Below are 24,458 nucleotides of genomic sequence, written 5' to 3'. Positions count from 1 at the left end.
ATCAACAACCGTCAGACTTGTTGGTCCCGTCGCGCGCCCCCACCGTGTGGAGAGCCTGGCGTGCCCAACGACAGCTGCTCGCCGAGCTGAAGGCGGCCGGTCGCATCCACACGGTGCCAGAGCCTTGATCATCACTCGCTCGGGAAATCGTCGCCCGTGTCACGGTTGACTTCGGGAAGCATGCAGACGCGATGGATCATGGTGATTTTCTGAAGAGAAGGCGGTGACCACGGTGGACTACCCAAGTTATCTGCGAGCGATCGACCGTGCGGCCGAGGCCACCGGTGGCACGGCGGTGTCTCTCGCCGGTGGCTACTTCGGAGTCCAGCTGGTCGCCGACGGAACCAACGTGCTTCTCGCCCTGGACCTGGACTCGGACCAAGGTTGGGTCGCATGGGCTGAGGACCAGTACGGCGAGCGTTGCTGCGACTTCGCTGAAGAAGTCATCGGTCCGTGCGCCTTGGATCAGCTGCGGGCCCGGGCTCTTTCAGCCGTCGCCGGTCACGTGCACCGCTGACGTCGCGGGCGCGTCCGCACCCGAACTATCTCTAGTGCAGCGACGTGTCGCAGGAAGCCCTGGAGTGCACAGTCGACCGGCCACCACCCTGCGGCCTACCGGTCAGTCCTGCTTCAAGCTCGCTGACGTACGCGCTGTGCGATTTGGTCGGCCGCGACGCCAGGATCGTCGTGCTCCCACACGGTGATTACCTCCCAGCCAGCTTCCTCCAGGCGCTGGCGGGTCAGCTCATCCCTCTTCACGTTGGCCGTGAGCTTCTCTGCCCACCAGGCCGCATTGGCTCGTGGCTGAGTGCCGTGAACGGGACAGGCGTGCCAGAAGCAGCCGTGAACGAACACGGCGACCTTCGCCTTGACGAAGACGATGTCTGCCCGTTGCCGCAACCCAGGCAGGAGCTTGTAGTCGACGCGGTAACGCAGTCCCTTGGCGAACAGGCGCTTTCGCAGCGCGACCTCGGGCTTGGTGTCTCTCCGAGCCTGCCGTCTCATCCGGGCGAGCGCCGCAGCTGACGATGCTGGCGGTCCGTCAGCCATGGCCCCGGATCCGACGCCGACGGGCCAGCCTCATCTCACACCGTCGAGGCTGTGAAGTACCCGTGCTCACCGAAGAGCGCCTTGCGGCTCAAGTGCATGTTGAACGCTCGGCACGAGGGTTCGCCGACGTGCAGGCAGGCGCTGCATGCACCTGCCCCGCGACTGCACCCCGGGTCCAGAGGGCAGCGAGACTCGCTACGGACCACGGAATTCAACAAGTCGTCGAGGTCCGTCTCGAATACGGCCTGCAGTCCGCCGAGGACGAAGTCGCCCTTCGCGGCTGCGTACATGAAGAAGCCAAGGTGCGTCGGCACCAGGTACTCGCTGAGAGCGTCCCGGTCGATGCCGGCGAAGACGGCGGTCTGCCGGAGGAAGCGGTGGGCGACGCTGTGTACGAGCTCGAAGACGTCTCCGCCCACGGTCGGCTGCGTACGAGGATCGCCCGGCAGCGGCATGCGGGTGGCCCGAAGCAGTTCAGCGCGAGCGGCCGCAGGACCCGCGCTCGCGTCGAAGCCGGGCAGGTGGTGACCGCGCTGCAGCAGCCACGCGGCGACCCGTACCGGATCGAGCCTGAGGAAATAGGCCTCCGTTTCGGCGAGGTCGCCATGGAGCCTGTATCCGTTCCCGCGGCGGGAGCGGAACGGAACCAGGTGCGTCGCCCCGGCCTCACCCCCTCCTCGCGTGTAGCCGTACATGATGTTGAGGACGGGAAAGCGCTCGATCAGTTCGACGTCCACGAGACCGGCCGCCCTGAGTGCGGCCGGATAGTCGTCGGCATAGCGACGAGCGAGAACGCTATCGACGGGGGCTCCGACGAGATCGCCGGTGGTTATGCGCGACTCGGACAACGCCGTTGCGATGTCGAGGGCCTCGTTCTCGGCCTCGGCGCGCTGAGCATCGTCCAGGCCGGTGACGGACTCCGGTGCGTCGTCTGCTGCCAGCTGTCCTCCGGCCTCGGCTAGGTCTGCTGCCTGCTGAGCGAACGTCTCGTCGAAGTTGTCCCTGAGCAGCTTCGCGATGAAGGCCTCGCGAGTCGGGCGGCCCTGCATCGTCTCGGGGCTCCGAGCGGTCATGCCCTCGACCACCCACTCCAGGGACTTTCGGGCGCCCCCGACCGCGAGGAGCTCCCGCATACGCTCCGGGCGTGGCGGGTTGACGAGCACGGCGCCGCGAGGTGCGTAGACGCTGCGTGCCTTGTGCACGTTCCAGGAGACGGCGCCCTGTCCACATCCAGGGCACGATCGATTGAATCCCAGGCCCCGCATGAGCTCCTGCTGGCACGTGGGGCAGACGAACCGGATGTCCGATGCCTTGGCGCTGCGCGGGGCGACGAGCTTGACGTCGTCGTGGGCAGGACATCGCCGGATGAAGGGCTCGACGACTGCCCCGCAGGAGTGGAATCCGACGAAGTGCAACTGCCCCCACCTCTGGGCGCCGCACTTGCAGGGGCGGTCGGCGCGCTTGCCGATGCGCTTGCAGGTGTCGCAGACCCACACGTTGGGATACCGCTCGACGGTGACGCCGCGACGCTCGTCGAGTTCGACGACCTCTATCCGCGCGCCGCTGCGGAGGTCCGCGGCGACCCCGTTGTCGAGGCCTGCCTGCTCCCACGGCCGCACCTCTCGGAGGAGGCGGCGGCGGATGACATCGGGATCGACCGCCAGCGGCTGAGCGCTGGTCCACTCGACGACGCGGTAGATGCCTCGACGTAGGTCGGCGGTCTGCTGGGGCAGGAAGGTGCGAAGGATCTGCGATCCGGATCGCGTTCCCAAGTCGGTCATGATCGGCTCTCAGTCGTGGATCGGAGCGCTGGCTTCTACGTCGCGCAGGGAGATCATGGGGCGGTCGGGCAGGACGTCGGGCGACAACTTCGACGCGAGAGCCGGGTCCTGCATGTTGGTGAAGTAGCCGCCCAGCCAGATGCGGATCTCGTCCCGCAACAACTCGTCGACGGGTCCCTCGAAGCCGAGTGCCGCCGCGATGACCTGTGTCTCCGACGCAGCGGAGAGTCCGTTGTCGCGCACGAAGTCACGCAGAGCCCGCACGGTGGTCAGTCGCTGGTTGACCGCGCGGGGCTCCTGAAGGGCGAGGCGGCGCGCCTCGACGATCCCCGGCAGCGTCAGACGCAGCACCCTCCGGCTCCGGCGTGTGATCGGGATCGGCTCGATGAAGCGGTCCCCCTGGGTGACGAACGCTCCGAACTGTCTGAACACCTGAGCGTCCCGCTCGCGTCCGATCTTGTGCAGCACGTGGACGAGCCCTGGATAACGGCGACCCACGCGGGCGGAGGTCTGGATGAACTCCGCTGTTCCGAGTGGCAGGCCGAGCATCACCATGGTGTTCAAGCGACTGACGTCCACGCCGTGGGACAACATGCTGCTTGCCGCGACCACGTGGATGCGGTCGAAGAAGTCGTCCTGGGGCTTCTCCAGTTCGTCGAGGATCTGTCGGACTTCGTCGAAGTCGGTCTGTCCCGTGAGCTGAACGCTGTTGAGGGTGCCCTCGACCGTGCTGTTGCTGCTCAGGCTTCGCTCGGCGGCCTCTACGTCGTAGAGGGTGGATCCATAGATCACGTCGGTGCCGTAGAGGTCGAGTAGTGCGGCCGCGTGGACTGGTTGGATGTCGGCTTCCGCGCACACCACGGCAGGTTCGGTGACGAGGCGCCGCACCGCCTTCTGCATGACGTCGACCGTGCGGTCGGTGACGTGCTCGAGGGTGACGCCGCGAGGGGCCACGGCGACGAATCGTCGGAGCGGTTGCGGCGTGGGTCGACTCCAGAACGACTCGCCCGTCCTGGGGCCGGGTTGTGGGAACACTCTGCCGCGGCGGCGGTAGAGGACCTCCACCTGTCGCTGGTAGCCGGTGAGGGTCGCACTGGATGCGATCACCTTGCTCGGTGGCCCCTGGAGATCTTGCTGGAGGTGGTCCAGAAGGCTCTCGTAGTGACTGTCGACCGCTCCCAGGCTGTCCCGCAACAAGTGCAGCTCGTCCTGCAGTCGGAGGGTGGGAGCGAAGCGGCGCCTCGGCATGGGCAGCTCGCGTCGTTGTCCGGTGCAGTCGGGGACCAGACAGCCGTTGGGACGGGCGCTGCGAGGCGCGTAACAGTAGCCGTGCCCCGGCTCGCTGCAGATGCCCAGCGGTGGCCCGACAAGACCCCGCATGGCGGCCTGGAGACCGAGACTGGCGGCCTTGTCCAGCGTGCCGAGGACCACGGTCGGCAGGAAGCGGAAGACTTCCTGGTCGACGACGTAGACGGGCAGGGAGCGCTCGGGCCACGGGCAGTCGTCATTGGGGCACTCGTGAGCGAGGCGCCAGAACCTGCGGTCGAACCGCATCTTCAGGTCCCCCCGGCAGAAGGGGCAGTGCATCAGCACTTGGTATCGGTCGGGCATCCCCGGGCTGTCCGGGTCGGGGTCGTCGTCCGATGCCTGCGGTACCACCTTGTTCGGCGTGCCACCCTTGCCGACGAGGAATCCGAGGCTGATGGGGGCGCCGCGGATTCCCTCTCGCCGGCGCACCAACTCGGCGCCGGCGAGTGCGTCCGCGAACCGCTGGGTCTGCTGCAGCGAAAGCAGCCGCAGGGGAAAGCGTGACCAGGCGGTCAGACCGCTCGACTTGCCGGTGATCCGGTCGTGGAGCGCGGCCGTTACCAGCAGCCCCAGGTAGGTCTCCGTCTTTCCGCCACCGGTCGCGAACCAGACCGTGTCGACGACGTCTGCGTCATGGTCGGGGTCGGTGAGGCTACCGATGGTCTGGAGGAGGAAGCCGATCTGGAACGGGCGCCAGTCGATGTATCCACGGCCCTGGGCGCTCAGCCCGATGGCGACGTTCATGAGCTCGAAGGCTCTGCGCAGGTCGGGGTCCTCTTCGAGCAGTCGGAGTCCGCCCTCCAGTCGAGACAACTCGGCGAAGACCTCGGCGGCTGCCCCGCGTGCCTCCGCGAGGGTCTCCGCGTTCCAGTCGCTGTCTCGGGCGCGGGTCTCTAGGGCCTCATCTGACCAGTGCTCCTCGTCGTACTCGCGGAGGGCGGCGACCAGTTCCCGCATCGGGGGAAGGCAGTCCTCGGCGAGAGTGGAGAACTTGAGGTCCGGCATGGGGCGGGGGCTGTTCCAGAACGCCGGCCGATATGTGGTGACGGTGACCGTGTCAGTGGTCTTGAACCCCTGCGGGGTCTCGTCCGTCAGTGCGATGCCGACGTTGATGCCGTAGGCCGGGATCCGGCGGTCGTAGCGGAACGAGTCGGGAAGCTGCTCGAGCTCGAAAGGCGTCGTGTCCAGGCCGCGAACCTCCAGCCCGGTCTCGTACAGGTGTGTGTCTTTGAGGACGGGATGCTGTTCCGGGCTGGTGTTGACGAACTGAACGACCAGCTCGACGACACCGTCACGGTCCTCGACGTCGACCCTGACCTCGGCGGTCAACCCGTCTGCTCCGGCGTCCGTCAGTGCCTCGGCAAGCTGTCGCCGGCCTTCGACGGTCTGCCCTGTCGGCTGGACCTTCACCGGCAGGCTGACCGTGACCTCGTCGCTGCGCCTCCAGGGACCACGCGGGTCGGCGACCGCGCCCTGGGGGTCGCGCAGCCAGGCGCGCATCCGGAGCGTGACGTCCATGCTCCAGGGGCCGGCACCCACCGGCCGAAGCCTGATGCCGATGGCGCAGGGGTCGAGCCTCTCCCCACGATCGCCGAGAGGGCTGTTCTGCACCTCCTCCCCGCTGGCGAGTCGCCCCAGCCAGAAGGTGGCGCCGGGATCGACGTCGAGACGTTCCAGCCCGTCGCCGCGGCCGGCTGCGGTGACGGCCTGGTCGAGCCAGTCGAGGAAGCGATCGGCCGCGACGTCGAGCGGCTGGTCCTCGGGTGTTGCCATCACGTGCTCCCTACCTCGCCAGCGTTTGGCTGCTGGACCGTTCGTCTCGACGAGCTCGCTTGCGCTTGCCCTCACCCTCGGTCTCGTCCTTCGATGCCGGCGGGGGCAGCGGCCTCGTCCGTGAGTGATCGATCAAGTACTCGTACAGAGGCAGGCACTTCGGATGGCCGCGAAGGCTCGTGAAGGCCTTGCTTTGGATCTGGCGGATCCGTTCTCGGGTCACCCCCAGGTCAGCCCCGATCTCGTCCAGGGTTCGTCCTTCTTCCCCGGTGTCCAATCCGAAGCGCTCGGCGAGGACCCACCGCGCCCGGGGCGAGAGTCCGGCGGTGAGCAGCGCGGCCACCTCCTTCTTCAGCGCCAGGGCGAGCAGACGCTCCTGCGGGTCTCCACGCCCGTCCTGGTCGGCCTCGTCGGCGAGCAGGTCGCCCAGGGTGATGTCCTCGTCCCCGACTGGCCGGTCCAGGCTCGCGAGCCCGTGTCTCCAGAAGAGGAGGTCCTTCGCCAGTTCGACAGTGCACCCGAGCTCCGTGGCGAGTTCGACCGGCTCGGGTTCGCGCCCGAGCTCCAGGCGGAGTTCGGGAAGGACGCGGCGAAGACGGACGAGTTTCTCGTGGGCATGCACGGGGATGCGGACGAGCCCGCCGCGGTCTGCGATCCCCCGCTCGATGGACTGCCTGATCCACCAGGTGGCGTACGTGGAGAACTTGTTCCCCATGCCGGGATCGAATTTGTCAGCGGCACGCATCAGGCCCACGTTGCCGTCCTGGATGCGGTCCTCCAGGTCGACGCCCGACAGTGAGTAGCGCCTGTGCTTCGCGATGGAGACCACCAGCCGCAGGTTGGCCCGAACGAGATCTCCGTGGGCCCGCTCTCCCGCGGCAACGAGGCGGCGGAGATGAGGTTGTTCACGTTGGGTGACGTCGGTGGCGGCCAGGCGCGCCTGCGCTTCCTGCCCCGCACGAATGGCGTTCCCGAGCTGGACTTCCTCCTGGGCGTAGATCAGGCGGTGCCGGCCGATTTCGCGCAGGTAGACCTTCAGAGCGCTGTCACCGGTCGCCGTACCCTCCGCGGCCTCACCCACCTCATTCGCGGGCCGGGGCTTCCTCGGACTGGCGACCTCGACGCCGAGCTCGTCGAGCTGGAGGAGCACCTCGCTCGCCTGCGCCCCAGTGAGTTGTCGACGGACGACGAGTTGCTGCACCGTCGCTTCGTCGAGCTGCCCGCCCATGCGCAGCCAGTCGTCGTGGAGGTCCTCGACCGCCTGGGCGACGACGGCGTCGTCGTGGGACCGCGAGGTGCTGGTCGGCTCGGGAGGGATTGCGAAGGGATCCCCACCGTCGTCCCAGCCATCCAGATCACCACCGGTCTCGAGTGCGCCGGGGCTCTTCGTGGCGCCAGCTCCACTACCTACGACGGCCGAGCCGCGCGACGACTCCGACGGCAGGGCGCTACGCGAGGTCGTCGGAGGGGTCGACCGCTGGTCACGGGCGGCGGGAGTCAGGCCAACCTGCCCCGCAGCTCCCGCAAGCGCGGCCTGTATGCCGACATGCTTTCCCGCTCGCCCCGCTGGAGCGGTCGCGACGGAGAGGGCCTCGATCAACGTCTCGGCGTCAACTGACTGAACGCGCAGGAGCCGATGCAGCTCAGCCGGGGTTGGGGGCCGACCCAGCACACCGGCCAGTCGGACGATCTCCGCGCGAAGCTGCTCGGCAGCATGAGGCAGCTGCGGGCTGCTTCCAGCCTTCATCCCGCCACCCCCCGCTCACGACACCGACACTGGGGAGGACCATAAGTCCGTCCACCGACAGAATCGGCAGTCCCAAGGCCGAGATGACTCGGCGGCCGCCCAACGCCCGGCAGCTTCACCGGGTCGGGTGAACGTCGCGCCAGGTCGTGTCGGGCGCTCATGCCAGACCTCGCAAGCGAATGACCTGGGCGAGCTAGGTCGTCAGGACACCGACGAGTGGTAGAGCGCCGCCTTGATCTGCTTTAGCGGTCACGTGCAGTTGAATCTGCCTGGACGGGGCGAATCGGCACTCCGACGTCCAGCGCAACCGGTGCCGCCTATTGGGCTTACGCGCCCTCAGTGGCGGGCCAACGCGCAGTCGACCGACCGCGAGATCAACGGAGACGATGCAGCGTGACGGCACCGAAGACCGTGGGCCACACCGCCCAAGCCGGGCTCGACGAACTGGTCAGCGCAGTCGACCTGGCCGCTCCCAGCACGACGAAGTTCGCACGGCTCGAGACGTGGCTTGCCAGCTTGATGGGCCTGAGCGCCGACGACGTCGTGGTCGCCACGATCAGCAAGGCCGGGAATTTCAGCGTGCGAGCGAACCAGTCGCAGCGTGCTCGCTCGGCGGCGGTCTTCGTCGGTGTCGTCCCGGAGGCGGGCGAGGTCCCCGCCACCCGAAGGGCGGCCACCGCCCGAGTCGAGGCCGGCCTCTCCCCCTCGGTCCTGCTCATCGTTCGTGGCTCGGGCGGTACCTGGGATGCCTCGTGGGGAGTCATGGAAAGGCACGCCGATTCGCACCCGTTCGAAGCGCTCCACGACGCGTTGGGAACCGAGGCGGAGAAGGTAGAAGGCCGCGTCGTAGACCAGTCGATCGCCGGGAGTGTGCCCCCTCCGACCCTTCCCGGCTCGGTCCCGGTCACACGGTTGGCGCTGGATCCTCGTACGAGGCGGATGCTCCGGCGCGCGGTCGCGAGCCGGCCTGCAGTGATGCTCGTCGGACCGCCGGGAACGGGGAAGAGTCAACTGGTCAGCGAGCTCCTCGCCGACGTGGCGGCCGACCCCTCGGTAGTGGGCATGGTGACGGGACACGAGGCCACGCTGGTCACTCCGGACGAATCCTGGACAGCACGTGAGCTGGTAGGCGGCGAGACGATCGACGACCAGGGGCGGTTGCGTTTCGTCCCGGGAGCGGTGCTGCGCGCCATCACCGAGGACCGGTGGCTGGTCTTGGACGAGGCGAACCGGGCCGATCTCGACCGCGTCTTCGGTCCGCTGTTGACATGGCTTTCGGGCCAACCTGTGCAGGTTGGCCGCACGAGTGGAGAACCTGATGCCGGCCCGATCACCCTGGGCTGGGGCGAGGGGGCGCAATGCGCCGTCTTGGGCGCGGAGAACCTCCGATCGGACAGCCCCGGCCCCGAGCCGGTGCAGTACCTCGCCGGGAGCGACTGGCGCCTGCTAGGGACCTACAACGCTCTGGACGCTCATCGAGTCTTCAAGTTCGGGCTGGCTCTGGGACGGCGCTTCGCCCACGTACCAGTCGGGGCACCGGACACGGAGGGCTTCCGTGCAGCTCTCGCCGGGCGGTTGTCAGTACTGCCCGAGCGTCTGCAGGAACAGGTCTCGGAAGGCCTCACTGCCATCTACGACGCCCATCGTGAGATCGAGGGAGCCGTCCTCGGGCCCGCCGCGTTCCTGGAGATTCCCACGTACCTGGCAGGCGAGGAGCCCGGATCCCCGAACGGCACGGAGCTCCTGGCCGAGGGCTACGTGTCAGCGGTGGGGACGTGGTTGGCGCGGCTGGAGGAGGAGCAGCTGGACGCGCTCGGTGTCCGGCTCGCCGCGGAGGACGTGCTGGGCGCCCAGTGGGAATGGGTTCGCTCGCAACTGACAGCGCTGCGTTGACCGAGGCCCGGAACGGCCGCGGTGGCGAATCAGGGGCGAGTGCACCGCTGCCCTGGCATGGGCTACTGGAAGTTCTGAGTAGCTATACGGGTAAGGGGCAGCTGTACTCGGCGGTCGCCGCTGCGCCCGGACCAGACGAATGGACCCCCGACGACGTCCGCCGCCGGGCTCGACGGCACCTGTTCGAGGACTGCATTCCTCTGCTGCGCCGGCTGCCAACAGCATCGACCTCGTGGCTGGAGGCGCTTCCGGCAGAGCTCCTCACCGCTCGGAGCGTCACGGCTGCCCTCTCTGGTCGCGTCGACTGGGCACGCACCCGCGTTCGCGGTTGGCCGGCGACGGGCTTCGTCACCCGGGAACGACGCCGGGTGCCCGACCGGAACCTCGTCGAAGTGCTCTGCTGGACGGCGGACCGGCTAGAGCGAGTGCGCATGGATGCGTGCACCATCTCGCCCCAGATGGATGCGGCCGTAGCCCGTCAGATCGACGCGCTGCAAGGAGCTCGCCTGCACCTGCCGTCGGGGGCGGACGTCCCTCCCGACCGCAGCATGCTGGCATCCATTCGTGGTGCCGGAGCGCCGTGGAGCGCCCTCGCTCACCTCGCTGAAGCGCTCCGACAGGAGGATCGAGACCTCGAGCAGTTGGCGAGACGCATGCTGCTTCCCGATCCCACCGTCCGAGGGCGGCTGTTCCAGCTGGGATGTCTGGGAGTGGTCCTCCTCGCGCTGCGGTCGGCCGGCTGCCTGGTGACGAGCCGTCGCCCCCTGGGGTTGGGCAGTGGGCCCAGTCATCAGGCTGTCGACCGACAAGGCAGGACCTGGGACATCTGGTTCGAGGGCGCGGGCGTATGGACGTATTACGGCTGGTCCAGCCCATATCGCCGTTTGACGCGTCCCTTGCCGTCGGCTTCGCAGCCCGTGGGCGCGGACTTGGCGATCGTGCTCCCCGGACAGATCGCACTCGCTGTGGAGTGCAAGTACACAGATGATCTGACCTACGTCGTCAGAGACGGATACCACCAAGGGATGACCTACCTGGCCGAGCTGGCCGAGGTGAATCACCTGGCCGCAGTTGCCGTGGTCGGTCCAGACGGAGTGGTGCCCATGAGCACCAGCACGTCGACGGCTCTAGGTTCCGCCAGCCTGATGCCCAGCGCGGCGCTCGGGAGCTGGGTCGTCTCCGCTGGGTCCCTCGACGCCGTCTGAACGGGCGCAGAGCTCCAGCGCGCTGTCGCGGCATCGCGAGTTAACGTCCACCACGCCGCCAGCATCGTGCGCCACAGGCTCACCGCCCACCTCGCCAACCCGCCTCCTACCGAGATCTGTCGGTGGGGTGGGCGATGATGACGACGTGAGCGCATCGATGACCGCTGTCGGACTATTCGCGGGCATCGGTGGCGTGGAGGAGGGGCTACGACGCTCGGGTGCCGCAGAGGCAGAGCTGCTCGTGGACAACTGGGAACCCGCTCAAGAGGTTCTACGTGTCCGGTTCCCCGACGCCAAGCTCGAGGGCGATGTCGCTGACCTGAAGTCGCTGCCGAAGGTGGACCTCCTGTCGGCGGGATTCCCCTGCACAGACCTCTCACAGGCCGGCCGGACCGCCGGCATCACTGGCAAGGCGAGCGGCCTGGTGGCGCACGTCTTTCCCCTCCTCGAGCAGGCCGATCCGACCTGGCTGGTCTTCGAGAACGTCCGCAACATGCTCGTGCTCGACGGCGGCACGGCGATGCGCTACCTCGTCGGCGAGCTGGAGAAGCTGAACTACCGATGGGCTTACCGCCTGATCGACAGCCGCAGCGCCGGCGTCGCACAGCGTCGCCAACGAGTCATCATGGTCGCCAGCAAGACCGAGAACCCTGCAGACGTGCTGCTCGTCGACGACGCGGGGGAACCGGCCGAGGAGTCGTTCTCGGCCGAGGCTTACGGCTTCTACTGGACCGAGGGACTACGAGGGCTCGGCTGGGCGCGGGATGCCGTCCCCACCCTCAAGGGCGGAAGTGCTCTCGGCATCCCGAGTCCGCCGGCCATCTGGATCCCCTCAGCTCCCAGCGGTCGTCGGATCGTCCTGCCGACCATCGAGGAAGCAGAAGCGCTTCAAGGTTTCGACCGGGGGTGGACCGACCCTGCTGAGCGGGGGCGCTCCAACGGGCCCCGCTGGAAGCTGGTCGGCAACGCCGTCACGGTGGGAGTCAGCGAATGGCTCGGAAGGCGACTGTTGGAGCCCGGCTCGCACGACGAAACCGGGGCGGCCCGCGTCACCGGCGGGCGCTGGCCCAAGGCAGCCTGGGGCGCGAACGGCGAGGTCTACGCCTCCCCCGCCTCGATGTGGCCGATTCGCGCTCCTTACACCGGCCTCGTCGACACGGTCGACGTCGAGACAGCGCGTCCGTTGAGTCTCAAGGCGAGCAGCGGCTTCTTCAGTCGCATGCAGAAGGCGAAGCTGCGGTTCGACGAGCGATTCCGCGCGGATATCGCCGACCACGTTCGCTCCTTCGCCTGACACGACCTCGTGTCGCGCGGACGGAAGGTGGCTGCTGAGTCGATCCGAGGCCAACGCAGCGTTACACGGCCTATCTCCGGACCGCATGGACGCGAGGAAATCGATGACCGACCCGCACGGCCCTGCCGCGAGCGGACGAGCGACCGACCTTGCCGCATGGCTGCGCAACGAAGAGCTCTTCTTCGAGCAGCTGGATGCCGGGCACCAGTACGCGCTCTTCGTCGGCTTGACCCTCGTGACTCGCGGTTTCACCGTGCAAGTCACTCCAAGTCGTAGGCGAGAACGGGTGGAAGACCGCCACGCCTGGGCGCAGGAGATCGACCTGTACGTCGGTCGCACCTGCATGGATCCCGAGCACCACCACCATTACGGGCGTATCCCGCTCGAGGTGAAGTCGCGCAAGCTTGAGTTCACCTCTGTCGAGGACTACCCGCGTCCTCCCGCTTTCGTAGACACGAAGTCCGGTTGGGACAAGAAGGATCCGAAGCCCAATGCGGTGATCCTGGTGTCGCAAGCGACCAAGGCGATGCTGGTGATCCGCAGCTCAACTTCGGACAGATGGGGAACAGTGCAAACGACGGACCGAGTTCGTCACATCACGGACGTTTGGCTCACGTGTCCGCAGGACGCAATGCAGAGCTTCGACGACTTCTGCGCGGAGCTGCGCCAATACCTGGGGCCGTGCCGCTTGTAGCGCGCAGCCTGAGGACACTGGTCGCAGCTGGTCGTCCGCCGGCATGGCGCCGATCGTCATTCGAGCAGCCCAACGTCGACCGAATGACGACCAGTGGACCCGATTGGCTGCCGACTGCCCCTTTGCGGTGAAGGCTAGGCGCACCGCCGCGATCTTGTCCGACCCGAGTGCCATTCTCGACGGTGTCCCGAAAGCGGGCCGTTGGAGGGATGCGCGGTGGGCCTGGGAATCAACAAAGACTTGGAGCCGCTTGCGCGCGCCCTTCAACGCCGCGGCGGCACTGTGACTGTGACTGGCAGCAATCACGTCCGCTGGTCCCTCGGGGACTGGATCTACATGACAGGCCTGACGATGAGCAGCTCCAGCGCTCATCTCTGCCGCCGAGTCATCGAACGACACTTAGCCTCACTCGACTCACCGGCCCAGAGCCACGTCGTCGTCGGTCCCACCATGCGCGGCAAGTTCGAGGTGCACGGCACCGACGGTCCAAGTCGAAATGGCAATGGCTTCCCGCGGACATATAGCACCCGGGACGCTGCTCGGCGGGCTGCTCGCGCGCTGGATCGTCAAGGCGACCCCGCGACCGGACCGGAAAGCCGCACCATCTGAGGAGCTGTTCGTCCCCGGGCGCACAACGGGAGGCCACCACTCCTTCAGACCGGCGGGACACGTCCTCATGAACCAAGCAGGTCGAGGGCATCCGCGACACGACGCCCCGCTTCCACGAATCTGGATACATGGGTAGTCGAGTCGACTCGCTGGTTCTCGTTCCTCAGGACTCGCCAGGACTCCGCGTTGGTCCCCGCCGAGCCGCAGGGCCCCCGGTATGACGCCCCTTCCGCGACGGGGGAAGTCAAGCTCGGCAGCCTCCCGGGGGCACGCGAGAGGGCTTCTCGATCTCCTCAGCCCTCGGTATGGGCGAGGCAGCAGGCGAGGACCTTCACCGCGCCAGCGCTGCGGAGCGCCCGGGCGCAGGCGCGCAAGGTGCCGCCCGTGGTGGTGATGTCGTCGACTAGCAGCACCGTCCGGCCGCGGACACGGGCAGCCTGGCGCCCAACTGTGAACGCCTCTTGAGACGCCTGGCGGCGCTCCTCGCCGTGCAACTTCTTTATCTCGATGTGCGCCTTGTCGGGCCGCCACATCAGTGCCTCGGGTGCCTGTGGCACAGCCAACATGCTTTGAACGCCGCTGGCGAGCTCATCGGGGAGGCTGGCCATCCGGTCGGCGTAACGCGACGGGTTCGGCGGCACGGGTACGACCGTTTCGGCGAACTTCAGCAAATCGGTGTTCTCGATGAGATACCGGCAGAAGTAGCCGACGGCCAGCCGGTAGATCGCCTCGCGTTCGGCGTCCTCCTCCGGAGGGGCCTTGCTCATCCTCAAGTAGCGCGACCACGGTGCCTCGGCGCGGTCCCCCCATGCGTAGTAGGCACCGCAGGCGTGCACTTCGTCGACGTTCGGACGCAGTCGGCTCGGGCTCAGCCAGGACGGGGGCGGCACCTTTGCCGCGATGACGTCGAAGTGCGCCAAGGGAAGAAGCGGTTCTCGCTTGCGCAGCAGCCCGAGTCGCTCCTGACGGGCTGGGGTGGGCTCGTACCGCGCGGCCTGGGCGGCCGCCTCCTCGGCAGCGCCCCACCGCTGGGCGTTCGCATGCTCCCGCGACAGCGCGTCGCGGCAGGCCGCCGCTAGTTCCGCTGGCCGATCGACGGCAGCGATCGCCTCAAGCCATTCCCACGCCGCGGCGGCGTCTCCGCCGGCCAATGCGGCCGTTGCTCGATCCACAGACAGGGCCACCAAGGGCAAGGTCACGACAGCGAACTTATGGCGTAGGGCATCAACCGGTCCCGTCTCTTCGGCGCGTTTCGCCCGACCTCGTGACGCGGGCGAACTCCCCAAGGCCTTCTCGGGCCCGTCGTGCCCTTGCTGGACCCGCGCGGCCTCCGCGGGTTCATGTTCGGAAAATGCCAGCCCCCTGTCGCGTGGGGGCGTCGCGGCGTTGGGCCCGTCTTGCCCGGGGCTCTGTTTCTGGGTTCACCCCGTTCCGAGCCGGGCACGGCGCTTCGGTCCTGCGCTGTCAAGGAGGGTCCAAAGCCGCGAACTTCGATGCTTTCGGGTCACAACTGGCCGTCAATCGGCCCAGCCGCTGCATCCCCACGGCAAGATCGGGGCGTGGCAAACGACGGCATGGAGGCGGAGCCCTTTCCGGCGGAGCCTGGGCAGGCGGAGCCCAGCCCGACCCAGCCTGGCCAGGCGGAGGCTGGCCCCGCGGAGCCGCAAACGGGGGCCAGCCCGACAGAGGCCAGCCCGACAGAGGTCAGCCCGACAGAGGTCAGCCCGACAGAGGCCAGCCCGACAGAGGCCAGCCCGACAGAGGCCAGCCCGACAGAGGCCAGCCCGACGGAGGCCGATGCGGCGGTGTCTTTCCCGGCGGACTTCCTGGTGGAGCTTCGCCACGCTTGTCAGCGGTTCCTCCGCCCGTGGACCGAGGGAGCCAGCTTCGAGAGCCTGTCCCCCGCAAGAAGCAAGGCGGTGTGCGCTGCCGCAGACGAACTTGTACGTCTGGTTCGTTCCGCTGGGTTTTCGGACACCGGCGGCACCCGAGCACCAAGGCGTGCTCCGAGTCGGAAACGCCGCTCGGTTGAGGAAGACCTCGCCCGCCTGTCGCCTGACCTCGAAGAACAGGTGGGGGTCACGCACGCCCAACTGACGTCACTGTTCATGCTCGACGCGCTCAAGGGCTTTGGACCTCAGAAGTTCAAAGGCCTCCACGCCGATGCCGTCGATGTCGAGTCGGTGGTGCTGAATCCGGAGCACCTCACTCTGCCTGGCAAAACCGGCGAGCAGCTGCGGGAGGCCCTTGCCGGACTTACCGATGCTGATCGCGTGGTTGCCCACGACCGCGCCGCTAGGCAGCTGGTTAGCGCAGCTGACCTGGGGGCGCAGATTCTCACCTATGCCCACCCCGCCTACCCGCGCAACGTGTTCGAGAGCAACAACCCTGTACCTGTGTTGTACGCCCGTGGTGACGTCAGGGCCCTGAGTGTCCGCACGGCCGTGGCGTGTGTCGGCTCACGGAACATCCGGGAGCCGTACGCGGGGCTGCAGAGTCAGTTCGCGGCTCACGCGGCCAGCGCAGGCGCGGTGATCGTTTCGGGGTTCGCGTTGGGCGCCGACACCGTCGCTCATCGAGCCGCGGTAGAGGCCGGCGGTGCCACGATCTGCGTCATGCCGGGTGGACTCGACCGCCCCTTTCCTCCGGAGAACAAGGAGCTATTCGAACGGCTGTTGCAGACGCCCGGTGTCGCTTTCCTGAGCGAGTTCCCATTCGGCACGGGTGCGTCTGGGATGACGCTCCGCAGGCGCAACAAGCTCATCGTCGCCGCCGCAAATGGGGTGCTTATCGGGCAAAGTTCTAGCGACGGCGGCGCCATGAATGCGTTCCGGTTCGCCCTTGAGCAGCGCAAGACCCTAGCTACTTTCATGGCGGATGACACCAGCGACACGACCGGGAACAGGCAGATCGAAGCGGAGACCAAGGTGCCGGCGGTGGCTTTCCCGACCGAACGTGCCGTGGAGACCTGGGACGCATGGCTGTCTCAGCTCTCCTGATCGATCTCGACGGCACCCTCTGGGACAGCGCACCCTGGTACGCCTACCTTCTCGAACCAGAGGACCGTAGAAGACGTCAGCAACTGACGGAACGGCTCTGCGACCCCTCTGCTGGTCTCCGAGCGGCCACGCTGCTGAGCGAGTGGTACAGCAGAGATGCCTTCGCGGCGGCCTGTACGCGGAAGGCTTCCCGCCTTCGGCTCTATCCAGGCGCGGACGAAGCTCTCCGCCGCCTCCACAGACGCCTCCCACTAGGAGTCGTGACCAGCCTGCCGGCCTGGATGGCCTCCCCCATGCTCGCCGCCCAGGGGCTGGACGATCTGATGGCCGTTGTGCAGACGGCACAGCGCGGCGTGCCCGCGAAGCCGCGTCCGGCCGGCATCAACCGCGCCGTTGCGAAGCTTGGAATACCTCCGGCGGAAGTGGTCTACCTCGGGGACTCCCAGACGGACCTGGAGGCTGCGACGGCTGCGGCAGTTTCTTTCCTGTGGGCCGGCTGGGGCTACGGCAAGATCTGCCCGCCGGTGGACCAGGCAGCCAGTTGGTTTGACGTGGGAGAACTCGCATGAAGTGGCTCTACAAGATCTGGGGCGGGTACGACGGCTTCCGGCCGTCTCAGATTGCAGCGCGAATGCTGCCCGGCGACGAGCTCAATCTCGGCTGGGCCAAGTACGCCGACGTCGCAGAGCCTGGCGACGACGTCTGGGTTTGGTTCCACGAAGGAAACCGGTTCACGCCCGGCGTGTACGTCAAGGGGATCGTCGCGTCCATCGACCCAGTGGCTCAGCAACTGGTTCTAAGAACCCAGGAGTGGGACGCCAGTCACCCCCTGACGACGCCCGACGAGAACGCCGTTCTCGCGGCTGTGGTCGCACCCCGCAACCGGCAGGTCTTCGTCCTCCCCGAGGACTTCCGCCGCTTCGATCTCTGCACCGCGCACCTCCCCGGCGCTTCGAGCTGCGCTGCGCGGCTTTGCGACCACTGCACCCACTGGGCCAGCCTGCCGCAGATCCGCCCGACCCACGTCTACATGCCAGAGCTGATCGAGGATGACTACTCGGCGTTCGCCCCGGCTTACTGGGTGGTCGCCAACCGGTCATACGGCTGGAACAACACCTACCGGCTCCGCGCGGGGATCACAGCCACCACCCAGATGTTCTACCGCTTCAAGACCGGTGAAGCAGAGCTCGCCTACCCCTTGGCCAAGGGGATGGTCGCTGCGCTCGCGAAGCGGCGTCTACTGGAAGCGGACGCAATAGTTCCGGTTCCGCTCAGCCCGGAGAAGATCGCGGCGAAGGAAATCCACCGGACCCTGCTGTTGTCCGAGAGCCTCAGCCGACTCATCCAGGTTCCAGTGATCGACGGCTTGGCTCTGATGGCGCCCAAGGGCAAGCGCGCCTCGCAGAACGCCGGCGAGAGCCCTGCCCAGTTCCGTGAGGACTACTCCGCACTGCTCGCGGTCTCCCCCGACTTGGCGTCCCTGGAGCGCATCATCATCGTCGACGATGTCTGCACGCGCGGAAACACCCTGGCCGCCGTCGGAACTGCCTTGCGCTCGGCAGGTGTCGATGCAGAGCTCGTGGCTGCCACCGCCGGTCAGATGACCGTTCAGCGCGCCGTCGCAGACGACCGAGCACTATTTCGGCCGTCAGTGACCGAGATGGCGAACTAGCGGTCAACCGTCAATCTCCTACGGCAACGGCGGGCAACGCTGCGCCCTCTACTGCGACAGCGGGCCCGCCCCGGATCGGTGCGGGCCCGCTGCTCTGCCGGCAGGGCGCGCCCTGAGTCGAGGAAGATCAGTGCCAGTTCGGGTCAAGGGTGAGCGTGGTGAGAGGATCACGCATCCATGCGTCGAACTCGGCCATGGTGCTGAACACCGGTTTGCCGGCGAACTGCCAGATCACCGCGGCCAGCTGGTGGAGAGCATCGTCGGTGCCGGCAACGGCCAACGACTCGAGCGCGCCCGCCACCTGCGGCAGGACGGTCGTTGTCACGAACGCATTGCGCTCTGCGCCGAGAGCCTCGACCGCGTCGCCGAGAGCGGACGCGGTGAACACTGCCGCGGCTGACTCGGCCTCCAGGACAGCGATGCGCTCCTCGGGCAGCCGATCCTCACGCGCCGCCGCCAACGCGAACTGGGCCCCCTGGACGATGACCGTGGCCGAGAACTGGCCGACTAGACCGCCGACAAGCGCGCCGACCACCGGCACCGGGATCACCGTCTGCCCCGCGGAGCCGCAGGCCCACACCAGGCCGACGGTCAGCGTTGACTCGCAGCTCCGCGCGGCAAACCGGCCGGCGTCGATGTCACCGCGGGCGAACGCGACGCCAGCCTCGGCGACCCCGTACACCGCACGGGCCAAAGCCAACGGAAGTGTGCCCCCGCCCAGCGCGTCCGGCAGCAGACCGGCTTCGGCCGCCACCCGCACCGCCTCACCGAGCCCGGCCACCGCTCCGCCACAGACCGCCCCGCGAGCGGCAGCTGCGGCCGCGGTCGCAGCCGCACGCGCCGCCGAAGTCTCCCCCGCCCGGACCTGGGCAACCGACTTCGCCGCCGACAGCACCCCGGCGACCGCAGCACCACCAGCCGCGCCGATCCCGGCCGCAGTCAGCAACTGGTGCCCGACCGCCCCGGCGACCTGGGCATCAGCCCAACCGATCGGTTGCTCGGCGGCCCGGTGCACCGCGTCGCTCGACAGCGGCTGGCTGTGGACGCTCCCGGCATGCAGCTGGTCGGTCAGATGAGCGCGAGCGTCCTCGTAATCGGCGTAGCGCAGCCCGTCCGGATTCATCGTCAGTCGGCGATCCAGCAGGTCCGAGACCGCCTCGAGTTTGTCCCGGGCCACAAGCCGCTGCATGCCGTCGTAGGAGCTGCGGGCGACCTGGCTCGCCAGCGTCGAAGTTCGATCGACCAGCTTCGCCTGCGCCTCCCCGGCCAGCTCCCCTTGGTCGAAAAGCTGGATGTCCGCGGCCGCGGTCCGCGATCCGCCGGCCATCCACTCGGTCACCGCGGCCCGGACGCTGGCACCTTGCGCGATCGCGTCCCGATTGAACGAGGATGCGTGCATCACCTCGAACAGGTGACCGGCACGAATGGCAAGACCGACGTTGGCGTACCGCGCCGCCAAATCCACCACGATCTCGCGGATGCGCAGCGTCTCCACCGTCTCCGCGGCCAAGCGCCGCGTGCCCTCGTCGGCCAGCTCCCACAGCGCCGCATCAGCCCCGCCAGGAAGCAGCGGACGACGCCGGGCGTCAGGCGTGGAACAGGCCGGCGGGACGCTCACGCGGCCAGCCGGGTGAGACTCTGCTGCGCATCCTCGACAATCCGCGCCGACAGATCGGTGACCAGACCCTTCTCGTCCACCAGTGGGGCGCCTAGGACCTCAACGGTGGTGATGACCAGTGCAACCATCACCGCCACCTGCCTGCGCTGCTCGGCGGTGTAGGTCGCGTACTCGCCGTTGCCGTCGATCAGCCTGGCGAACCCGGGCTGGCGTCGGTTGATTTCCCGCTGCAGCCTTCGCAGCACCCCGCGCACCTGCTTGCTGCGCACGCGCGCCGCAGCGCTGCGCTTCTCCGCGATCTCCAACTTGTCGAGGCCAGCGGCGACCTCGCGCTGCTCGCGCAGCATCACGCGCCCCTGCAACTCCATGAACACCCCGATCGCAACAAGAGCCGGCACCGGCCGCAGGCCGGGAGGCACCGCCGTGGCCGCGAGGGCGCGGCCGCGCCCGGCGGTGGTTGCAGTGGCGCGGGAAAGCACGGAGATCGCCGTACGGGTGGAGACCGCGGCAAGTTTGCCCGCGGTTACAAACGCCGCCGCATCCGTGTCCGAGTCGGCGGTCAGCCCACCGGCGATCGCCTCCACGACGCCCATCACATCGAGGCGCACCTCCCGCAGCTCCACGGTCGGCTTGACCGCAGCCAGGGCCGGCTCGATGCTCACCAGTTCGGCCAGGTCCACGTTCTTCAACCGCGAGAACGCGTCCCGGAAAGGCACCAAAGCGAACCGGTAGACCTGAGCCCGGCACCTGTCGAGTCGGGCGAACTCGACCTGTTCCAAGCGCTCCAACTCGGGCGCCCGAAGCGACAGCTTCTCGTGGCGACGCTGGTTCTCCTTCGCCAGCCCCGCGGCGTCGAAGATCGCGATCCCCACCCAGGCCTCCCCCCTGTCCAAGTCCAACGGCCCCAGTCTCGCCGTGACCCCCGACAGGTATCGGCAACTCCGGGACCCCCTTCACTCGATGGAGCTGCCGGCCCTCGGGGAACGGCACGAGAGTCCGATCGTCAGCGCGGCGCCGCCGTGGCCCGGTAGTGAAACCAGGTCCGCCCACGGGCATCGACAGACTGGACCGGGCCGGTGACCTTGAGGGTGTCCCAGTCCGGAAGCTCGCCGGCAGCCACCTGCAGCCGAAGCTGAGCGCGCAGCCCAGCCGTGGCGCGCTGCAGATGCGCGAACGGCAAGGCTGTCATCGCCACGTAGCGGCTCACCCCTGAGCAGACACCACCAAGACCGCTGAACGCGCAGGCCCAGCCGTCTCGGGCCAGCGCTACACCCACGAGATCAGACGCCGTGGAGCTTGACGCCCACGTGGTCGACGACCCAGCGCATCTTCCGCTCGTCGATGCCGAAGTAGATCCGGCCCACCCTGTCGGGCGTGACGTTGTCGTCGATCTTGATGTGAGGGAGGCGGCTGAGCTGCTGGCCCTCGAAGTCGAACTTGTCAATCTTGAGACGACGCATGCCCTCGTCGTCCGGGGCGTAGCGGAGCCCGTACTCATCCCCGAGCCAGCTCATCAGGCTCTTGCCGAGCCGAGCCGAGACTTCCCGCCACGCCGTGGCCGCTTGGGCCAGCGTCTGCAGCACGTCGCGCATCCGGTCGGGATACGGGTATCCGGAGCGGATCCATGAGTCCTTCGCCGCGTCCGTGAAGACAAGGGCACCGCCCGTCTCCTGCTCCAACGCCGGCCACAGCTCCCGGAAGTCAGCCGACACCTGCAAGTCCTCAAGCCGCGGCTCGGAGTCGGTGGTCCCTGCGCCAGAGCCCTGCCATTGCGTAAGGGCCTCGAAGTTCTCCCGATAGGCCCGCAGTCCCACATTCTCGGCCTCGAGCTCCTCGTTCATCTGCAACAGCTCAAGCACCTGGTCCCGTTCGGCGTCGAGCTGGCTGCGCAGCTCGCCGACGAGCACGTCCAAGTTCCCGGCGTCTGTCGCCTCGGCGACGCGGCGGTCCGCGACCTCCCGCGCTACCCGCCGTTCCTCGGCGCGGACCTGCTCAACAAGGCCGGTTCCCCGGGCGTTGGCAACCACGGACAACCGGGAAAGCATGCCGAAGATCTGGTCGCTGACCCCTCGAGCGTCGCGCAGCTGGCCGCTCGTCCACCAGGGGTCCCGACTGGCATGCGCGGACTTTGGCCAGAACAGCCGGGCGCCACGAAGCGGCACGCGCATTGTGGACTCGGCGTTAAAGGAGTCGAGCGCGAGCCAGGTCTCCAGCAGAACAACATGTGCCAGGCCGGCCAGCCGGTCGGCGAGCGCGGCGCCCAGACGTGCCTCGGGGCTGCCGTTCGAAGTGCTGCTAACGACGATCACAGGTAGGCGGCGATCTGACGCGTCCAGGAATGCCAGGATGTCCGGGACCGCAGCGACCCTCACGACTTGAGGCACCGCGCGGACCCGATCGCTTCCGTAGAAGCACTCGAAGGAGTTCAGCACCCAGGGCACGACCCGGGGGCGGTCGACGAAGTTCAACGGGGCCGGCGCGAGACGCGCCACGGTCGCGCGCCGCCCGAGCTCGACACCGAACGCCGTTTCGTCGGCAGACTGCGCGATTACGACGTCGCAGACGAACTCGGCGCCCTCGGCATCCGCGAGCGGGGTACAAAGTTCCAGTCGGTAGTAGCGGTGCGGCCGACCCGCGACCGTCACGACATCCCAGCGCAGGCGCTTGCCCGCGATCTCAGATTCGCCGCGCTGCGTCAGGAAGTTCTCGGGAGCGGGCTCCCCCGCCAATGCCCAGTCGGAAACTCCGGTGACGACGCGGTCGTAGGTCCCCGAAGGCTCCCCTGCCATCCGGACCGCCACCGAGTAGATCGTCTGCATGCCGCGGCACCCCCGTGTCCATGGATGGCCAGCGTGGGTGGAGCCCGGTTGGCCAGCCGGGCAACCGGGCCCGGCGGGGCCACTTAACCAGGAGGGACCGACATACTGCGGAGCGACATCAAGACGGACCAGCTATCCCCCGGCACCCCGCGCCGCGGCTGCGGTGACGATCTCAACATGGACAACGGCCTAAGCGGGTCGTCGCCAACCTCAGACGCATGGCACCTCACCGCAAGCCGGTGACTTGCCTAACCTAAGACGGCACCCAAGAGCGGACCGCAACTGGCCGAAAGGCCCCTTCAGATGCGCGTGCCCTCGCCGTATGTGACGACCTGCGCGTAAGCCTCGGCCGTAGCCAGCCGGTCCTTCATGCTCGCCACTTCCTGGCGCAGTTCGGCGATCTGGTCCCACAGCACACGGGCTTCACCCTCGGCGATGTCCGCGCGGTCCTCGGCTGCCCGCGCGCGAGACTCCGCCTCGTCCACCTTCTGCTCCAGGTCGGCAACCTGGAGCTGGAGGGCGTACACCTTGCCGGGCTTGTGGCTGGGCGACTTGTGTCCCTCAACGCCGCAGACGCCGCACTTCTGCGCCTTGCCCGCCCGACTGCTACGGGGGGCCACTTCGTCGATGTCATCCGAGAGAGCCTCGGCGGAGCTGAACAGCCCTCCGATGAAGCTGAAAATGGACACAAACCCTCCCGGGGTTGGCTGATCGATGAACCAGACGTTATGGGTGGCGCCGGCTATCACGGCAGGGCTCTGGCCGAGTCGTGCGATTTGTCCACCCCGACGGGTGACCGAGGCGCACGCTCCCCAGCCGACCCATCTCGCCCGCTGACCTACGAGTCCGCGGTGAGCTCGAGGAGTCTCTCGATCCGCTGCAGTCGCAGTTCGAGTTGGGCAAGCGTGGTAGCCACATCGACCAATCTCGGCGGCGCCAGGCGGCCGGTCGGCCCGCCTTCGAGCAAGCGTTCGACGGAGCGCCGGAATTCCGGATCCGCACGAAGCTCCAAGGCCTCCTTGCGGGGGGCGCCGCGGCTGCGGAGCGCAGGGTCGAGCAGCTCGAACGCAATCAGTTCGGCGGCGTGCCGAGCGTTGTCGTCGTCGAGCAGGTCACCTTCCCACCACTCCACATGGCGGACGTGCTCGATGTTGATGCCAACTGCGGAGGTGCCGGTGACGACACTGCTGTCACGGCGCACGAAGTGCTGGACGAGACGGGAGTTCAGGTTCCCGGCGATTCCCACATAGGCCACCCAGGTGCGGCCGGTCTCCCCTCCGTACATCGCGTACAGGGCGGAGGTCCGCGGGACCTCCGCCCATCGAGTCACCTGTCGCGTCACGGCGCTCCCGTTCTTGTCGTACACATCGCCTCCGAGATGCCTACAGCACGGCGCGGCTCGTCGCGCACCCGTGCGACCAGGTCGGCGTAGGTGACGGGAGAACCCGTCAGTGCCTGTGCCCGTGACAGACGAACCCTGCGGGCCGGTGGCAGCAGTAACCGGCCGAGGAGCCGTCACGGGACCAGAAGTGGTCTTCTCTCGGCCCCCCGGTTGATTACGCCAGCGGACGGTGACTCGACTGCCGGGCGAGGCCGACATTCGGCGCAACAACCCCACCCGCAGCTTGCTTGCCTGCCGGGTAGCTCAGTCGCGGGCCGTGTGCGCCCCTACCACCCGCATCTCCTCTGGCACCCGGACATGCACGTCGTAGGCGGTCCCGTCGCCGGCGTTAGTCAGGAAGGCGGCGGCCTTGCCCGTTCGCGCTAGCTCGCGAGATCCCCCTGCGCCGGCTGATCAAGGAGCCGCTACGGATGCGGCCCTCGCCGGCCTCACCATGGCCGTCGGTTCGGCGACGACGAAACCCAGGAGGCCCGGTTGATAGCGACTCCCGCCGCGCATCGCGGGATAGGAGCTGCTGGGAGGTCTGCAGCGCGTCTATCGGCGGCCCGTGTCCAGGTGCACCGGCGCCTCCCCACATGGGAGGACTACCGTGGC

The 24,458-nt window shown here is 67.9% G+C and carries 19 protein-coding genes; 8 read left to right on the top strand and 11 right to left on the bottom strand.

Annotation, left to right across the window (positions count from 1 at the left end; translation table 11 throughout):
* Window positions 1–223: 223 nt before the first annotated feature.
* Window positions 224–517 (top strand): hypothetical protein, encoded by a 294-nt coding sequence (locus ACI79B_RS17950; RefSeq protein WP_456929055.1) that lies wholly within the window; start codon window positions 224–226, stop codon window positions 515–517.
* 113 nt (window positions 518–630) lie between these two features.
* On the opposite strand, the gene ACI79B_RS17945 is transcribed toward ACI79B_RS17950, so the two are convergent.
* The 4 genes from ACI79B_RS17945 to ACI79B_RS17930 are packed head-to-tail and all read right to left on the bottom strand — an operon-like array spanning window position 631 to window position 7,659.
* Window positions 631–1,050: a very short patch repair endonuclease gene (locus ACI79B_RS17945; protein ID WP_456929056.1), complete on the bottom strand. Its 420-nt coding sequence runs from the start codon at window positions 1,048–1,050 to the stop codon at window positions 631–633.
* A gap of 35 nt (window positions 1,051–1,085) precedes the next feature.
* Window positions 1,086–2,831: a hypothetical protein gene (locus tag ACI79B_RS17940; RefSeq protein ID WP_456929057.1), complete on the bottom strand. Its 1,746-nt coding sequence runs from the start codon at window positions 2,829–2,831 to the stop codon at window positions 1,086–1,088.
* A 9-nt stretch (window positions 2,832–2,840) separates the two neighbouring features.
* Window positions 2,841–5,912: a helicase-related protein gene (locus tag ACI79B_RS17935; RefSeq protein WP_456929058.1), complete on the bottom strand. Its 3,072-nt coding sequence runs from the start codon at window positions 5,910–5,912 to the stop codon at window positions 2,841–2,843.
* A 10-nt stretch (window positions 5,913–5,922) separates the two neighbouring features.
* Window positions 5,923–7,659, bottom strand: coding sequence for a sigma-70 family RNA polymerase sigma factor (locus ACI79B_RS17930; protein WP_456929059.1), 1,737 nt, complete (start codon window positions 7,657–7,659; stop codon window positions 5,923–5,925).
* A gap of 393 nt (window positions 7,660–8,052) precedes the next feature.
* Here ACI79B_RS17930 and ACI79B_RS17925 point away from each other — a divergent pair, with 393 nt between their 5' ends.
* The 4 genes from ACI79B_RS17925 (at window position 8,053) to ACI79B_RS17910 (ending at window position 12,745) form a co-directional block, all read left to right on the top strand.
* Window positions 8,053–9,552, top strand: coding sequence for an AAA family ATPase (locus ACI79B_RS17925; RefSeq protein WP_456929060.1), 1,500 nt, complete (start codon window positions 8,053–8,055; stop codon window positions 9,550–9,552).
* A gap of 368 nt (window positions 9,553–9,920) precedes the next feature.
* A complete protein-coding gene (locus tag ACI79B_RS17920; RefSeq protein ID WP_456929061.1) occupies window positions 9,921–10,757 on the top strand; it encodes a hypothetical protein in 837 nt (278 codons plus the stop codon).
* 145 nt (window positions 10,758–10,902) lie between these two features.
* Complete coding sequence (locus tag ACI79B_RS17915; protein WP_456929062.1) at window positions 10,903–12,051, top strand: DNA cytosine methyltransferase; 1,149 nt, start codon at window positions 10,903–10,905, stop codon at window positions 12,049–12,051.
* A 103-nt stretch (window positions 12,052–12,154) separates the two neighbouring features.
* Complete coding sequence (locus ACI79B_RS17910) at window positions 12,155–12,745, top strand: hypothetical protein (protein ID WP_456929063.1); 591 nt, start codon at window positions 12,155–12,157, stop codon at window positions 12,743–12,745.
* A 902-nt stretch (window positions 12,746–13,647) separates the two neighbouring features.
* Here the strand turns inward: ACI79B_RS17910 and ACI79B_RS17905 are convergent.
* Window positions 13,648–14,553 carry a ComF family protein gene (locus ACI79B_RS17905; protein WP_456929064.1) on the bottom strand — a complete coding sequence of 302 codons (906 nt, stop codon included), beginning with the start codon at window positions 14,551–14,553 and terminating at the stop codon, window positions 13,648–13,650.
* A 606-nt stretch (window positions 14,554–15,159) separates the two neighbouring features.
* Between ACI79B_RS17905 and ACI79B_RS17900 the strand changes: the two genes are divergently transcribed.
* Genes ACI79B_RS17900 through ACI79B_RS17890 form a run of 3 tightly spaced genes read left to right on the top strand, consistent with a single transcriptional unit; the run spans window position 15,160 to window position 18,025 of the window.
* A complete protein-coding gene (locus ACI79B_RS17900; RefSeq protein ID WP_456929065.1) occupies window positions 15,160–16,353 on the top strand; it encodes a DNA-processing protein DprA in 1,194 nt (397 codons plus the stop codon).
* Window positions 16,332–16,922: an HAD family hydrolase gene (locus ACI79B_RS17895; protein WP_456929066.1), complete on the top strand. Its 591-nt coding sequence runs from the start codon at window positions 16,332–16,334 to the stop codon at window positions 16,920–16,922. Before ACI79B_RS17900 ends, ACI79B_RS17895 begins: the two co-directional genes overlap by 22 nt.
* Entirely contained in the window at window positions 16,919–18,025 is a 1,107-nt protein-coding gene (locus tag ACI79B_RS17890; protein ID WP_456929067.1) for a ComF family protein, read from the top strand. Before ACI79B_RS17895 ends, ACI79B_RS17890 begins: the two co-directional genes overlap by 4 nt.
* A 127-nt stretch (window positions 18,026–18,152) precedes the next feature.
* Here the strand turns inward: ACI79B_RS17890 and ACI79B_RS17885 are convergent, their stop codons facing one another.
* The 6 genes from ACI79B_RS17885 to ACI79B_RS17860 all read right to left on the bottom strand — a co-directional run bounded on the left by ACI79B_RS17885 (window position 18,153) and on the right by ACI79B_RS17860 (window position 23,828).
* The gene (locus ACI79B_RS17885) at window positions 18,153–19,643 is read right to left on the bottom strand and encodes a hypothetical protein (RefSeq protein ID WP_456929068.1); all 1,491 of its coding nucleotides are present in this window, start codon (window positions 19,641–19,643) and stop codon (window positions 18,153–18,155) included.
* On the bottom strand, window positions 19,640–20,515 hold the full coding sequence (locus tag ACI79B_RS17880) for a hypothetical protein (protein WP_456929069.1): 876 nt from the start codon (window positions 20,513–20,515) through the stop codon (window positions 19,640–19,642). The genes ACI79B_RS17885 and ACI79B_RS17880 overlap by 4 nt, the downstream gene beginning before the upstream one ends.
* Window positions 20,516–20,646: 131 nt before the next feature.
* The gene (locus tag ACI79B_RS17875; RefSeq protein WP_456929070.1) at window positions 20,647–20,850 is read right to left on the bottom strand and encodes a hypothetical protein; all 204 of its coding nucleotides are present in this window, start codon (window positions 20,848–20,850) and stop codon (window positions 20,647–20,649) included.
* A 73-nt stretch (window positions 20,851–20,923) separates the two neighbouring features.
* Window positions 20,924–22,462: a hypothetical protein gene (locus tag ACI79B_RS17870; protein WP_456929071.1), complete on the bottom strand. Its 1,539-nt coding sequence runs from the start codon at window positions 22,460–22,462 to the stop codon at window positions 20,924–20,926.
* A gap of 299 nt (window positions 22,463–22,761) precedes the next feature.
* Window positions 22,762–23,211 (bottom strand): hypothetical protein, encoded by a 450-nt coding sequence (locus ACI79B_RS17865; protein WP_456929072.1) that lies wholly within the window; start codon window positions 23,209–23,211, stop codon window positions 22,762–22,764.
* A gap of 89 nt (window positions 23,212–23,300) precedes the next feature.
* Entirely contained in the window at window positions 23,301–23,828 is a 528-nt protein-coding gene (locus ACI79B_RS17860) for a hypothetical protein (protein ID WP_456929073.1), read from the bottom strand.
* Window positions 23,829–24,458: the final 630 nt, after the last annotated feature.

The sequence above is a fragment of the Geodermatophilus sp. SYSU D00879 genome, assembly GCF_054050375.1.
Note: the sequence above shows the minus strand (reverse complement) of the source record. Positions and strands in the feature narration are given on the sequence as shown.

Bases quoted from the DNA above. Each gene is read 5' to 3' on its own strand.
- ACI79B_RS17945 (WP_456929056.1), bottom strand. From the start codon at position 1,050: ATGGCTGACGGACCGCCAGCATCGTCAGCTGCGGCGCTCGCCCGGATG.
- ACI79B_RS17940 (WP_456929057.1), bottom strand. From the start codon at position 2,831: ATGACCGACTTGGGAACGCGATCCGGATCGCAGATCCTTCGCACCTTC.
- ACI79B_RS17935 (WP_456929058.1), bottom strand. From the start codon at position 5,912: ATGGCAACACCCGAGGACCAGCCGCTCGACGTCGCGGCCGATCGCTTC.
- ACI79B_RS17930 (WP_456929059.1), bottom strand. From the start codon at position 7,659: ATGAAGGCTGGAAGCAGCCCGCAGCTGCCTCATGCTGCCGAGCAGCTT.
- ACI79B_RS17910 (WP_456929063.1), top strand. From the start codon at position 12,155: ATGACCGACCCGCACGGCCCTGCCGCGAGCGGACGAGCGACCGACCTT.
- ACI79B_RS17895 (WP_456929066.1), top strand. From the start codon at position 16,332: ATGGCTGTCTCAGCTCTCCTGATCGATCTCGACGGCACCCTCTGGGAC.
- ACI79B_RS17890 (WP_456929067.1), top strand. From the start codon at position 16,919: ATGAAGTGGCTCTACAAGATCTGGGGCGGGTACGACGGCTTCCGGCCG.
- ACI79B_RS17870 (WP_456929071.1), bottom strand. From the start codon at position 22,462: ATGCAGACGATCTACTCGGTGGCGGTCCGGATGGCAGGGGAGCCTTCG.